The organism is Alteribacillus bidgolensis (assembly GCF_002886255.1).
Lineage (GTDB): Bacteria > Bacillota > Bacilli > Bacillales > Marinococcaceae > Alteribacillus > Alteribacillus bidgolensis.
This window is the reverse complement of the sequence record NZ_KZ614149.1, coordinates 3050483-3064762: the sequence shown is the minus strand read 5'-3', so window position 1 is coordinate 3064762 and position 14280 is coordinate 3050483. Positions and strand designations below refer to the sequence as shown.

Sequence of the window (14280 nt, the reverse complement as noted above, 5' to 3'; positions counted from 1 at the left end):
AACGGAGATTAAACATATGAACCAAAAAGAAGAATCACTAAAAGCACCTGCTGCTGAAGAAAAACATAAAGAAAAAGAAACCGAAACTCTATCTGAAACGAATGAAAAAGATGGAAAGAAGAAGTGGTTTCGATTTAATAAGAAACTTTCTAACGACCGTATAAGAATGGTGCCGATATGGGTAAGGCTTCTTATTATTTTAGGGCTGTTTCTCATTAGTTTAATTGCTGGTTTAATCGTTGGCTATGCCCTCATAGGAGAGGGGAAATCCATTCAAATATTAAATTGGGAGACGTGGCAGAGCTTATTTAATTTTATGAATGGAAAATAAAGGATGATGATTGCGGACTCCTGCTTGTTAGTAAGGAGTTCTTTTTCGCACTGTAGGAAAGTTTACCTTTTCTAAAGGGTCAAAGTATAATAAAAGAGGGCCATTTTTAAATGGACTACACCCTTCGTATACATAAAGGAGGACCATCACATGCTATCTATACAAGAAATTAAAGACATTATCCCTCACCGTTATCCGTTTTTACTCATTGACAAAGTAGCAGAACTAGATGAAGGAAAACGAGCCGTTGCTTTGAAAAATGTTTCGGCAAATGAAGAGTTTTTTAACGGTCATTTTCCAGATTACCCTGTTATGCCAGGTGTACTTATTATCGAAGCACTGGCCCAGACAGGAGCTGTTGCTATACTGAAAAAAGAAGAAAATCAAGGAAAGCTCGCTCTTTTTGCCGGTATTGAAAATTGTCGTTTTAAATCGCAAGTAAAACCAGGTGACCAGCTTACGCTCGAGGTTGAGATTTTAAAATTACGCGGAAAAATAGGAAAAGGAAAAGGCGTGGCAAAAGTGGGAGATACCATAGCAGCGGAAACAGAACTTGTTTTTGCTCTTCAAGATCCTGAGAAATAATGGGAGGTCCCGATAGTATGAAAGTGAGCATTATTGCAGCAGCTTTGCTGATTATTGTCACAATTATTGGCTCTTTTCTTGGAACAGCCGACCCCAAAGCAGATGACATTATTGCTCCGATTGCCGGAAGCATCCTTTCCATTTTATTATTTTTCGGTTTTATGAAATGGGAAGACAAGCTGACCAATGGCTTGTAAGAAGCCAAACGAAATGAAAAAGGACGCCCTCTGACAACATTAGAGGCGTCCTTTTTGTTCTATTCTTGCTCTTCTTCGATATCCTCTACCTCATCGATTTCTTCCATTTCTTCAATCTCTTCAAAGTCTTCGATTCCTTCAAGCTGCTCTTCCTGCCATTCCATCACTTCATCAAAGGAGATGATTTCATCTTCATTTTCAGGAAGACCATATTCGAAAGAAACGTCTTCATTGAAATCGCTCATAGAAAATTCATAGTTAATACCGAAAGAAATCGTTTCTTCTTCATCGGTGTAATTTACTGCAATGTTTCCAGTATCAAATACGACATAGTTATCTTCATCAATAGCTTGATAAATTTCAAAGTTTTCTAGGTTTAGGTTACTGAGAAATTCATCGAAGTCTGCATCCGCTTCTTCATTAAGCTTTTGTGCTTCTTGTGCAGACAGCCCAAGCGTAGAAGCCAGCTGCGGGTTAGCTAAAATAGTCTCTAGTTCCGGCCATACCGATTCTTCAAACACAGAAGTCAATTCCTCAAGGTCTTCATTTGTTAATTCAAACGACAAGATATGTTCATAGGTAATATCTGCTGGCACAGATGCATGACTATCATGAAGCTCAAAGTATTCGGTACCGAAATGATCAAGCAGCACGTCATACACTTCCTGCATCATTTCTTGCTGCTGCTCCACGTCATAAAGAGAACCTGCATCTTCTCCGAACATTTCTTCAAAATCATATTCAATATACTTATCCTGCCACTCTTCTGGATACCCCATGAATGCAGCGTCTGTAATGTATTCATAGCTTTTATCTTCTGACATGATAGAAGGCATAACCATCGTTTCATCAAAACCAGGAATCTCCTGTTCGATAACTGCTTCTGTAATCAGTGGGTCTTTTTGATACGTACCACTAAGATCCATTGTCATTTCACTGGATTCGTCAATCATTTCTTGTTCTTCTTCAGAAATGTCTTCAGGAACCGGGAATTTCATCATGATATCCATTGATCCGTCAAACGTATATGTGTCAAGCGCTAACTGAGCGTCCATTGTATCTTGGAGGAGCTGAACAATTTCCTCATCCCGCTCTGGTTCAGGACTTTCAGAAGGAACATCAATACTATTTTTCATAAAAGTAGAAAACTGAGCACGGGTCGTTGGCTGATTAGGACGGAACGTTTGATCTTCTTCGTACCCCGTTGCGATATCGTTAGCAGAAAGAGCGGAAATATATTCATAAGCCCAGTGATCTTCATTCACATCAGCAAAATCTTCCTCTGCTTCGCCAGAAAAATCATATGCTAACGTCAAAACTTTAGCCATTTGTCCGCGTGTTAAAGGTTGATTTGGCATAAACTTATCATCTTTACCTTCGATGATTCCAGCCTCGGCTACTGCAGCAGCAGCTTCGTATGTAGAGTCACCTTCCCCTACATCTTCAAAACCAGGATCCTCTGAACTTTCTAAGTCCAAAGCCCCCGCAATCATGATTGCTGCTTGGGAACGCTTCACAGGTTCGTTAGGACGGAAACTTCCATCCGGATAACCAGTAATAATCCCTTCACCAGCTAAAAATTCAATCGAATCCTTTGCCCAAAAGTCTTCCTTTACATCCTTAAACGCATTCTTGGCCCCGGCCATACTTGGCAATGCCAAAGAAGCAATCAAGGAAGCAGAAAGTGCTGCACTTGCCAACTTTTTCATAAAGTACCCTCCTAAAAAATATAATGCTGTTCCTTTGCCATATTCTAGTATACACTGGCTTTTTACCTTCATCTAGAGAAAATGGCAAATTACTCCGTATGTGTTTACGAATGAATCTATTAATAGGTTTCAAAGAAAAGAAGTTTTTTATTTTCGGTAGAAGCAAAAATTAACACACGAAGGGGTCTCGCTTAAAACGAAGGGAAAGAAGCACTTAAAAATACAAAAGGAAGAAAATTTAGCTTGTCTGTGAAGAGGAATTCTGTATAATTTCAGAGGCTCAAAATTTAAATTCCTGACTATGTGCATAAGACACACTTTTTCCATCTCAAATTAAAAATCACTCAATGCTTCCATCCTTTGAAAAAATGTAAAACAGATTCAAAAAAAGACGCAATGTATAGACCGAAGCAATTCTGTTTTGCTAGGATAAGGCATATCAAATGATAAAATAAAAAGCGGAAAAACTAACCTATAACGGAGGTAGGGCACCATGAACAAAAAATGGCTATTAACTACTGCAGCCGCTTTTGGAGCAGCAGTATTAGCAGCTTGCGGCGATAGTGAAGAACCAGCAGAAAATACAGAAACAGAAACGATAGAAGAGCTTGAAATAGAAACAGAAGATCATACCGAATCGGATCATCCTGCAGACGAAGAGACAAATGTGGAAGAAAGCTCTGAAGAAAAAAATGAAGAGAATGAAGGCACCTCCGAAGAAGAACCAGTTGAAGATATCATAGAAGAGTAATACTGCAAGCAAGCACCCACGAAACGGGTGCTTTTTTAAATCTTAAGTTTGTGCATAAAACTAGTAAAGACGCTCATAAAAGGAAAAAAATGAATCAAATCTCCTCGAAGTAAATGCATAACCTAAAATATTAGACTAAATCCAAGCATCAAGAGTGAGGAAGGCGCATAAAGGATAGAGCAAAGCTCAAACCAAAGAGGAAGTGGCTCATATTTTCGAAAAAGGTGTTCAAAGCGACCGAATCTAGATCGAAACGAAGCATCAAGAGCGAGGAAGGCGCATAAAGGATAGAGAAATGTTCAAACTAAAGAGGAAGTGGCTCATATTATCAGAAAAGGTGTTCAAAGCGACCGAATCTAGATCGAATCGAACCAGCAGGAGAGAGGCAGGCGCGTAAAGGATAGAGCAAAGCTCATACCAAAGAGAAAATAGTTCATATTTTCAAGAATGGTGTTCAAATCGAGTGCGCCCCTCGGAGAAAAATTCATTTCGTTCAAATCCCAGTGAAAAGGCAAATAAAAACATTAATAATATACATATTACCGAGTATGTAGTGCATTGACCGGACAAGCTCGGGCGCTGTACTCGTTATCTGACTATTAAAATTGGAGGGCCAGGCTCCGCTGGCCGTTCAGTATAATATATATAAATACTTTAAAAAATTTCCCCTATAATGCAGGAACCACTCGGAAAATGCAGAACTAAGTTATTTGAAGAAAAAGGAGTGATAATTTGATAGAAAAACCTCGAAAAATCCCATTAAAACTGCAAAAGTTAGAGGCGCTTTTACGAAGGCTTCCTTCCAACCATCCAAAAAGAAAAGAAATAGAGGATGAACATGCGAAAACTGCAGCGGGGTACCACGGAGAAAAATCGTTGGATTATTATTTACATTTTCTCCCCGATAATGAGTACCTGATTTTGAATGACCTCCGCCTTCCTCACAAAAACCACTTTTTCCAAATCGATACTCTCCTTCTCTCCACTCGGTTCCATCTCATTATTGAAGTGAAAAATTTCTCCGGCACTTTATACTTTGATCCGACGTTTCAACAAATGATCCGAATATCCAACGAGACAGAAGAAGCCTTTCCTGATCCGATACTGCAGGTAAAATTGCAGCGGCATCAACTATTTCACTGGCTGAACCAGAATAATTGCAAACCTATTCCAATCGAAACGTGCGTGGTAATAACCAGTCCTTATACTCACTTGAAAACGTCTGCCGAATCCGGCAATCAGTATCAACACGTGATTCATAGTGCCAATCTTCCTTTTACATTTGAGTCTTTTGAAAAAAAGCATCAAAATTCTAAAATATCTAAGCGTGACCTTCGTGATACTGCTGATATATTGATAAAACAGAACCACCCTTATACATTTGATGCGCTGCAGCGTTACCACATTTCCACCTCAGAAGTGATGACAGGGGTAATTTGTCCAGATTGTTGCTGTTTACCTATGACAAAAACATTTGGAAAGTGGAAATGCTCCTCGTGTTCTGCCTCTTCAAAAAATGCCCATCTGTCGGCTCTTCGTGACTATTCCCTTCTTGTAAATTCTACGATATCCAACCGTGAAGCCAGGCGTTTTCTTCATATGGGCTCAAGATCAGCAGTAACCAAACTATTTCACTCTATGAAACTGCCGTATGAAGGATCTTATAAAGGAACAAGATATCATCTCTCATTAAAATGAATAAAAAATGAAGACCTGGCTTGCTTTTATGATGTGGCCAGGTTTTCATGTGTTCATCATTCAGTGTGACATTATTATGTGGGGCCAGACCCCAAGCAGAACAATTCGGTCAGACGCCAAAAGTACATATAGTAGCTCATAAAAGAAAAAATGGAGCACATAAATCAAAAATTAAGCACATATCGAGAAATTTCAGGTGGGAAAATCCACCAACTAGGACGAACCTGGTAGGTTTTGGCTCCACCCAAACCATGCTCATTCTTCAACTAAAACCCTTTGCACAATATTCTAAAAAATTGCAGAAAATTCGTTCACCATAGTGAAAAACCTATAGCTAAAATAACAATTAAGCTATATAATGAAAAATATAGAGAAATGTTCTGCATTAAAAGACCTAAACGTCTGGAACTTTCAGTCGTCGAATACTGCTTTAGAATCTAGTAAACAGTTTGGCTCTTACCCCTAGTGAGCCGCTATCAAAACCGGGGAGGGATGGGTTTGTTCGAAACGACCACTACAATGAAGAAAGTCGTTGTAACTTCCACAACAGTGACAGGGGCGATTTTGGCCGCTCCGCTCGCAGCGGATGCAGCGCTTGGTGATGATACGCTTTATCCTGGCACAAACAATGATGAAGTGAAAAAGCTTCAGGATTTGTTAAGAGACAAAGGTTATTTTACATATCACACGACAACAGGCTATTACGGTGATCGTACGAAAGAAGCAGTTCTAGCTTTTCAGAAAAAACATAATTTGACTGCTGATGGAATTGCAGGTCCCCAAACGTTCGGGGTTCTATTAACGGAGCGCACGAATCCGCCCGATAAATTGGCTTCCTCCACTTCTTCAGCTTCTAAACAATCGAGCAAGAAAAAAATGTTGCTTGGCAGCTCTACTATTTTACGACTTGGCGATCAAAAGGAAGAGGTCACAGAATTACAGCGTCAACTACATTCATTAGGGTATTACAACGGCGATCAAAACGGTTATTATGGACGCCAGCTGAAGGAGTCTGTTAAAAAATTTCAAAGAGAAGAAAACTTGGCTGTTGATGGAATCGCAGGTCCGCAGACGTTCGCTGCCCTTAAGAGTGTTCAAGTGGCAGAACAGCCGACGTCCGACTCTAAACATGAAGAAACTGACAAAACACAAACCTATTCTGATACATTTAAAGTCCTTTCTAGCGGTGATAAAAATAGTGACGTCTCTCTACTGCAGCGGCAGTTAAAAGACTTAGGATACTATAATAAAGATATTACGGGCATTTTTGGTCCTATGACGGAAAAGGCTGTCCGAAAATTCCAAATAAATAACAACCTTCAAGTCGACGGCATGGCCGGCCCAAAAACACTAAACAAAATACAAAATAATCCAAAGAATGCTCAATCACTAAAAAGTGATACAGAAATAGAAGAACAAAATCAGAATAACGATCAAATATCGTCTGAACTTCGATATGAATCACGTGGACAGGAAGTGGAAGCCCTTCAAGCTCAGCTCCAGCAGCTTGGGTTTTTAAAGATGGAGCCCACTGGTGTTTACGGAGAGGTAACAGAACACGCAGTCAAAGATTTTCAGCAAGAACACGGGTTACAAAGGGATGGAGTGGCAGGACCTGTGACGTTGAACAAGTTAAAAGAGCTGACGTCTGTTGAGGAGAAGCCGGAAGAAGCAAAGCCTGCAGAGACTCCATCGAACGGAAAAGTAAACGTGACTAATCTTGTAGCGGATGCCGCTGAACATATCGGTACGCCTTATGTATGGGGAGGAAGTTCCTCATCTGGCTTTGATTGCAGTGGGTTTTTACAGTATGTTTTTAAAGAAAACGGAGTGGAGCTGCCGCGCACAGTAGCTGGTATATATGATGCTGGGACTAGCGTGGATACACCACGCGTTGGAGACATTGTATTTTTTGAGACATATCAAGAAGGTCCTTCGCATGCTGGTATTTATATGGGAAATGACCAGTTTATCCATTCAGGAAGTTCTACAGGGGTTACGGTTAGTAACATGAACACAAGTTATTGGGATGAAAGATATCTAGGTGTAAAGCGTTACTTTTAAATGAAAGACCTGACTCTGCAAAAACAGGGTTAGGTTTTATTTGTACAGTTAGGATGTTAACCGAAAACAAAACTTACTGCCAGGAATTTTCTCGGAAAGGCCAGTTTTTTTTAATAGAGAATTAGGGGATATTTTTTAAAGCAGGCAGTAATATGACAGCAGGAGGTATCTTATGCTAAGCGATGCATTAGAATTAGATGCACTTGAAGTGCATTTACTTCCCACAAAAGTGACACAGTATAATTGGGACAAAATGTTTCAAAAAATGAAAAAGTACATTGAACATTTACAAGAGAACCAAATAGCAACATATCCAGAAAAAGCTGAAATCACACGAAGAATATGTGACGGGCATATTCATGTTCATATAAAACGATCGTTTACAACAGATGCTATTCTTTTATATTCTGACCTGCGTTCCTATGTAAATCAAACACATCCGCTAATTTTGATCGGTGTCACCAATGACTACGGCAAATTATCGACACCGCTTATCATGGATCTTATCGTGATGATGCAGATCGATATGCCTGGGAAGATATTTATTAAAGGATATATTCACCCACAGGATTGGTTAAAATCCATTGCACGTTTACAGGGGAGAGGATATCTTTAACGTTGCATAAGAGCCAATTATAGAATAAAAAAGAAAGTCCTATGATACAATGCAGAAAAAAAGATATCAGGGGAGAACACCATGCTGTTGACCGAAGAGGAGAAAAAACATTTACTCAAAGTGCTTGGACGCGACCAGCTCAGTGTGTTTCGTTCAAATAAAGAAAGAGAAAAATCCAAACAATTACACGATAAAATAAAGCAAACACTTCGAAATGAAGCAATCAATAAAGATCACAAATAACCACTTCAAGAAAAAAGAACCTCTTGGAGTGGTTTTCTTTATTTAAGCATAAAATTTTGATGAAAATTTTCGTTTCTTCACATTTTCTTTATAAATAATGGGTAAAGCTGTACTGTCCGCACCAATATTACACAATATGTGAAGGAGGACGAGCCGTATGACTTACCAAGAATGTATTCAAGCTTGTCTAGAGTGTATGGAAGAGTGCAATATGTGTTATGACGCTTGCCTGAGAGAAGACAATGTAAAAATGATGGCGGACTGTATCCGGCTTGATCGAGAATGTGCAGATATCTGTGCTTTTGCAGCAAAAGCCATGCAAAGCAACAGTCCATTTGCCGGAAAAATTTGCGGGTTGTGTGCGGAAATCTGCCAAGCATGCGGAGATGAATGTGCGAAACATGAACATGACCATTGCCAGCGCTGCGCGGAAGTTTGTTATAAATGTGCAAAAGTATGCCGCGAAATGGCATCCTAAGACGAAAAGCCCGGAAAGCACTGCTTACCGGGCTTTTTAAGACAAACATAACAATAAACATAACATGTAAAATAATTATAAACATGATAATAAACATGTTCAAATGGATTAGGTTCATGATTGAATGCTCATCTGTGTGTTGGCCAGTATGTCCTGTGGAAAGCAGCCATGCGCAATCAGGATAATGCCACCATACAACGTGGTAGAGAGCAGAGAAGGCAAGAAGGTTTAAATAGGTAGTAAATAAGCCAATCGGCGAATAAATGCGTTATTTCGGCTAGTGATGGAAATGAACTTGAAAATAGGGGTCAGTATTCATGACTTGAAAAATCGTCCTTACGCAATCAGGAACGGTTACCAACCAAGTCAGTTCTTATCATACAACGTGGCAAAAAGCGGAACTCACTATTTTAAAGAAAGCATGGCGAGTATTTATCGTAAGTCGGCGAGTAAAATGGTGAAACCGGATAGTAAATGATCCAAGACGGCGAGTAAATCCAGTGTTTTGGCTAGTAATGGAAATAGAATGGTAAATAAGAGTCTCATTGATATTTGAAAAAGTTCATATGCAATTTAGAACGGTTACCAACTAATTAGTTCGAAAAAAGGTATATTTGATAGTTTGAAAGTGATTGATTTATTTGGTTGTTTCGTTTACCCAAATACAGCAGAAACAGAATCAAAGAACCAAACGTACAATGCCAATAATAAAGAACCCCCTTTAATCCTTTATTTAGGGATGCTAGGGGGTGGTTTGGTTATATAGTCTGTGTTTGTGTACTAAGTTCTGCTTGTTGATCTCGTTTTTGCATAGCAACAAGTGTTATCATCTCAAAAGCGATAGTAGATGCAAGTGCTGCTGTTATGTCGTCGCTGTCATATTCCGGCAGCACTTCTACTAGGTCAAACCCTTTAATATTTAAGCCGTAAAGCTCCCTGACATATTCTAATGCTTCGAAGCTGTCAGGACCGGCTACTTCTGGGGTACCGGTGCCCGGGGCAAAAGCGGGATCAACAAAATCAATATCATAGGAAACAAACACGGGTTTATTTCCCGCTCGTTCATGAATTTGACGAAGCACTTCATCCTTTCCAAGCTTTCGGACCTCTCGCATCGGAATGGTTTTAAACCCTAATTCTTCCGGATCTGTAATGTCCTCCGGACCATAAAGCGGACCACGCAGTCCGACTTGAATCGAATGAGAGGTATCAATTAGCCCCTCCTCTACTGCACGACGAAATGGTGTGCCGTGCATGTATTTTTCGCCAAAATAATTGTCCCAAGTATCACTGTGAGAATCAAAATGAACGAGAGCGACTGGTCCGTATTTTTTAGCAAATGCCCGTAGATGGCCAAGCGAAACAGAATGGTCTCCTCCAAGGATAATCGGGGTGATTTCTTTTTCAATTATAGGAGCCAGCTGTTCTCCTACAATATCATAGGACCGATGAATATTTTGAGGAACAATTTCAAAATCTCCATAATCCACACCAGAGCAATAATCGAAAATGTTGATACCTTGATCAGGGTTGTATGGACGAAGAAGAACAGAAAAATTTCGAATATGCTGAGGGCCGCCGCGAGCACCAATTCTATTAGACACAGCGGTATCGAAAGGATTTCCTGCTACGACAAAATCAACACCTTCCGTTGTCTGAATTTGTTCAAGGCGCATAAACGTACGCACACCTGTATAACGAGGGCTTTTTGAAGAATCTTTTGGTTTGTACATTTTGGTTCCTCCTTGTTGACTAGATGAAAATGAAATTGATATATGTTTTACCATATAAATAATGCAATTTTTATGCCGAAGTTAAAAAAAGAAAAGGTGCGCCATTAGAATAATGATCGGCAGTGTAATAATGGTGCGCTGAATAAATACAATAACTAGATCAAGAAAAGATACTGGGATACGTGAACGAAGCAGCAAAATACCTATTTCTGACATATACACGAGCTGTGTCATCGAAAGAACGGCAATCACAAACCGTGTCAGCTCACTTTCTATTCCGCTTCCAATCACCGCTGGTAAAAACATATCCGCAAAGCCAACGATCATTGCCGGTGCAGCATCAGCAGCTTCTGGAATACGTGCTAATTCCAAAACTGGAACGAGTGGATAGGAAAGAATATTAAATATTGGCGTGAACTCGGCGATAACTAAGGCAATTGTACCTAGCCCCATAACTAGAGGAATTAATCCAAACCATATATCCAGAACATTTTGCACGCCATTTTTCACAATGGAAGAAACATTTTTTACTTCGGATGCTTTTGCGACTGCTTTTTCTGCAGCCCAGCGTAACCGTGACTTTCCGGCAGGTACTTCTTCAGAAATTTGTTTTCCTGCTGGCTCATAATATACTTCTTCTTTTTTTGAAAGAGGTGGAATTCTAGGGCATATGATGGCGGCTGCAAACCCTGCAACAATGACAGTAATATAGAATTGTAAAAACATATGGTCCATCCCGATAAAGCTGATAACAACCAGACTAAATGCAATGGAAGCAACAGAGAAGTTAGTGGCAATCACTGAGGCTTCTCGTTTTGTATAATATCCGCTTTCATATTGCTGTGTCGTAATAAGAGCACCTACGGTTCCGCTGCCCATCCATGAAGCCATAGCATCAATCGATGAGCGTCCCGGCAGCTTAAAAAGCGGACGCATTAATCCTCTTACTACCGTTCCCATAAATTCCATCAGTCCGAAACGAAGCAAAAGAGGCATTAAAAAACCTGCAATGAAAAACCAGGTAGTGAGCACCGGAACCAGTTCAAACAACACAGTCCCGCCTGTAATGTCAGACCAAATAAATTCAGGACCAAATTGAAATAGAGTCATTATTGCAAAAATTGCTCCGGTTACTCTCAAAGTCCCCCAAAACCAATTGACATCAAATAATTCCTTCATAAATTCAGAGCGTACAGCCCATCCGTATTGATTCCGTAAACCAAGTTTTGTGATAACGCTTCCAATTAAAGACAGAACGAGTATGAGTGACATGAATGGAGGTAAATAGTCTTCAAATACAGTCTGCAGAGCTTCAGCTATAATTCCAATTCCGATTGTCCATTGGTTTTGATAAGGCACAGGAACTAGAAATAAGAACAAGCTGAAAAGGGATACAATAAAAGATTTCATCTTATTTTGAGTTGTCCAAAAAGATAGATCTGTTTCTAGTTTCGCGTCTTTTTCGTCCGGTTCTTTTTCAAGTAGATTGTTCACAAAATCACCCTTTGCAATGTTTGTCGTTATTTAATTGCAAATTTTATGCCAAGTTTATTTAATGTTGTATTTTCTTAGCTTTCGAAAGACAGTTGGCTGACTGATTCCAAGCCATTCGGCCATTTCTGTTGTGGTACGGCACGATGAAGCTGCTTCTTTTAAAAGGGCTTCTTCTACTGAGGAAAGGGTATCGGGCAGTGAACCTTGAAAAGTATATTTTTTAGTGTCTTTTTTGTCGTTTCCAAGAGGCATCCAGATTTCTTCTGCACTAATTAGTTTGGTTGGTGAGGTGACAATAAGTCTTTCCATAACATTCATTAATTCGCGGACGTTCCCTTTCCATTCCTGTTCACAAAGAATCTTTAGAGCTGCTTTATCCATTTGAATGTCACGGTTATGTTTTTTAGAAAAATCCTGGACAAAATATTCAATTAAAGGAATGATGTCTGACGTGCGCTCACGAAGCGGCGGAATGGTAATGGGTACAACGTTAAGGCGGAAAAATAAATCTTCACGGAAACGTTTTTCTTCAACTAATTCTATTAGGGGTTGATTGGTTGCTGTGACCAAACGAAAATCTATATTTTTTGGCTTGCGGCCGCCAACCCGATAGAATTGTTTTTCTTGAATGAATTTTAAAACTTTCACCTGATTGTTCAGGGATAGTTCTCCTACTTCATCGAGAAATAGAGTTCCTTTTTCGGAAAGCTCTGCAAGACCAACTTTTCCATTTTTATGTGATCCTGTAAATGCCCCTCCTTCATAACCAAAAAATTCGGCTTCAAATAAGGTTTCTGGAATAGCTCCACAGTTCACTTCAATAAATGGTCCCTCTTTCCGTGGACTTTCTTGATGTATCATTTTAGCCACCTGGGTTTTTCCTACGCCTGATTCACCAAGCAATAAAACATTAACATCAGTATCAGCAACCTGTCTGGCCATTTCAAGGCAGCGTTTCATAGAAGAAGATCGAGCGATAAACCCGTGTTCTTGTAAGTACTGGCTGCGAAGGTGGTTCAGTTCGTTTAAAACACGTTGCATTTCTTCTTCCATATGAGCAAGGTATTCCCGCATGTTAACAAGTTCCGTTACATCATGAGAGTACGTAGCAATCCGCCAAAGCTTGCCGTTATCATTAAACACTGGGACACCGGTAACGAGAAGTTTTTTATTTTCCTTGGTTGTTTGAATAATAGTTGTACGTTTACCGCTTTCCTTAACAAGTGGTGTAACTATTGGAGTGCAAACGCCTGATTTTTCAAGCTCATATACTGATTTTCCAACCAATTCTTTATTTTCTACCCCATACAAGCTTTTCATAGCAGCGGTAACCCGTGTGATTATTCCATCGGTATCCGTTACGAGTAAATCATCTTGAAGAGATTGTAAAATAACTTCATTTTCGTCTTCCCGGATGTTATAGCTCATGAGAAGTTCCTCCAATTCAAATTTGAATAAAATAATTTACGAAATGAGATTATTCAGCCACCAATAGAAGTGTATTTTTTATTCGATAAAGAATAAATTTTATTACAATTAGAATAACAGAAAGTTGTAATTATGTCCGGAAATATAAAAACGTCTAGATTCTTTATCTAGACGTTTTTAAAAAGTTAACCGATCTACGTTCATGTTATAAAAGTGGTTTTCACAATAGTTTTGGTATACATAATCAATTTCTGCTTGGACAAAAGCAGGATAATCTTCTGGTCCTCGTGAGTACAGACTTCCGTCTGGACGGTAGATTGCGGATTCACCAAAGAAATGAAGGGGAGTGTTTTCTCCGATATGATTACTTGCTGCTGTAAAAACCGTGTGATCCAAAGCACGTGCTGCTGCGAATTGATGAAAGGAATGGTTATAAGGCATTTCCCATGCACTTGGAGCAAGAAACAAAGAGGCATGGTTTTTAGCTAATTCCAAAGAGATTTCGGGAAAAGCTAAATCCCAGCAGATCATCATTCCAATAATGCCCACTTCCGTTTCCACAACAGAAAGAGTAGAGCCTGAATTAAAAAGCTGTTTTTCCTCTTTTGTTAGTTGAATTTTTCGGTACGTGTCCACTCTTTTTCCGGAAGGAGAGATAAGGTTGACAGAGTTAAAGATATGCTCCATTGAACTGTTTTCTTTCTCGGCAAAACCATAAATGATATAGAGATTATGCTTGGCTGCTATAGCTGCGATAGCATCAAAACCAGGACCTTCAGCTGTTTCGGCTTCATGGCGAGTAAATCACGTATTACGGCTAGTAATGGAAGTGACTGGAAAAAATAGCTTGTATTTGCGACTTGTAAAAGCGCTACACGCAATCTGATGCGTCCGCCAATCAGGATAAACCCGCCATATAAAGTGATAGAAAGCGGATCCCTTAAGACTGGCGA

General features: G+C 39.6%; 13 protein-coding genes and 1 pseudogene. 9 read left to right on the top strand and 5 right to left on the bottom strand.

Annotated elements, in window-relative coordinates; all coding sequences use genetic code 11:
- Positions 1 to 16: 16 nt before the first annotated feature.
- The 3 genes from CEF16_RS15125 to CEF16_RS15115 all read left to right on the top strand — a co-directional run bounded on the left by CEF16_RS15125 (position 17) and on the right by CEF16_RS15115 (position 1113).
- On the top strand, positions 17 to 331 hold the full coding sequence (locus CEF16_RS15125) for a DNA-directed RNA polymerase subunit beta (RefSeq protein WP_091586639.1): 315 nt from the start codon (positions 17 to 19) through the stop codon (positions 329 to 331).
- A gap of 150 nt (positions 332 to 481) precedes the next feature.
- Entirely contained in the window at positions 482 to 916 is a 435-nt protein-coding gene (fabZ, locus tag CEF16_RS15120; RefSeq protein ID WP_091586641.1) for a 3-hydroxyacyl-ACP dehydratase FabZ, read from the top strand.
- A 17-nt stretch (positions 917 to 933) separates the two neighbouring features.
- Positions 934 to 1113 (top strand): hypothetical protein, encoded by a 180-nt coding sequence (locus tag CEF16_RS15115; RefSeq protein WP_091586643.1) that lies wholly within the window; start codon positions 934 to 936, stop codon positions 1111 to 1113.
- Positions 1114 to 1172: 59 nt separating this feature from the next.
- Here the strand turns inward: CEF16_RS15115 and CEF16_RS15110 are convergent, their stop codons facing one another.
- Positions 1173 to 2822 (bottom strand): S-layer homology domain-containing protein, encoded by a 1650-nt coding sequence (locus tag CEF16_RS15110; RefSeq protein WP_170031987.1) that lies wholly within the window; start codon positions 2820 to 2822, stop codon positions 1173 to 1175.
- A 493-nt stretch (positions 2823 to 3315) separates the two neighbouring features.
- Between CEF16_RS15110 and CEF16_RS15105 the strand changes: the two genes are divergently transcribed.
- From CEF16_RS15105 to CEF16_RS15080, 6 genes are all read left to right on the top strand, one after another.
- On the top strand, positions 3316 to 3573 hold the full coding sequence (locus tag CEF16_RS15105) for a hypothetical protein (protein WP_091586647.1): 258 nt from the start codon (positions 3316 to 3318) through the stop codon (positions 3571 to 3573).
- Positions 3574 to 4305: 732 nt separating this feature from the next.
- On the top strand, positions 4306 to 5271 hold the full coding sequence (locus CEF16_RS15100) for a nuclease-related domain-containing protein (RefSeq protein WP_091586649.1): 966 nt from the start codon (positions 4306 to 4308) through the stop codon (positions 5269 to 5271).
- Positions 5272 to 5769: 498 nt separating this feature from the next.
- Positions 5770 to 7335, top strand: a complete 1566-nt coding sequence (locus CEF16_RS15090) for a C40 family peptidase (protein WP_245917891.1) — start codon at positions 5770 to 5772, stop codon at positions 7333 to 7335.
- 172 nt (positions 7336 to 7507) lie between these two features.
- On the top strand, positions 7508 to 7951 hold the full coding sequence (locus CEF16_RS15085) for a hypothetical protein (RefSeq protein WP_091586655.1): 444 nt from the start codon (positions 7508 to 7510) through the stop codon (positions 7949 to 7951).
- Positions 7952 to 8032: 81 nt separating this feature from the next.
- The gene (locus CEF16_RS23850) at positions 8033 to 8194 is read left to right on the top strand and encodes a hypothetical protein (protein ID WP_170031984.1); all 162 of its coding nucleotides are present in this window, start codon (positions 8033 to 8035) and stop codon (positions 8192 to 8194) included.
- A gap of 157 nt (positions 8195 to 8351) precedes the next feature.
- On the top strand, positions 8352 to 8672 hold the full coding sequence (locus CEF16_RS15080) for a four-helix bundle copper-binding protein (protein ID WP_091586657.1): 321 nt from the start codon (positions 8352 to 8354) through the stop codon (positions 8670 to 8672).
- A 758-nt stretch (positions 8673 to 9430) separates the two neighbouring features.
- On the opposite strand, the gene speB is transcribed toward CEF16_RS15080, so the two are convergent.
- The 4 genes and pseudogenes from speB to CEF16_RS15060 all read right to left on the bottom strand — a co-directional run.
- Positions 9431 to 10405 carry an agmatinase gene (gene speB, locus CEF16_RS15075; protein WP_091586659.1) on the bottom strand — a complete coding sequence of 325 codons (975 nt, stop codon included), beginning with the start codon at positions 10403 to 10405 and terminating at the stop codon, positions 9431 to 9433.
- 81 nt (positions 10406 to 10486) lie between these two features.
- Positions 10487 to 11815 (bottom strand): YjiH family protein, encoded by a 1329-nt coding sequence (locus tag CEF16_RS15070; protein ID WP_091586707.1) that lies wholly within the window; start codon positions 11813 to 11815, stop codon positions 10487 to 10489.
- Positions 11816 to 11953: 138 nt separating this feature from the next.
- Positions 11954 to 13327: a sigma-54 interaction domain-containing protein gene (locus CEF16_RS15065; protein ID WP_091586661.1), complete on the bottom strand. Its 1374-nt coding sequence runs from the start codon at positions 13325 to 13327 to the stop codon at positions 11954 to 11956.
- Positions 13328 to 13504: 177 nt separating this feature from the next.
- A pseudogene (locus CEF16_RS15060) lies at positions 13505 to 14107 on the bottom strand (carbon-nitrogen hydrolase family protein); the annotation flags it as partial.
- Between the last annotated feature and the right edge of the window lie 173 nt (positions 14108 to 14280).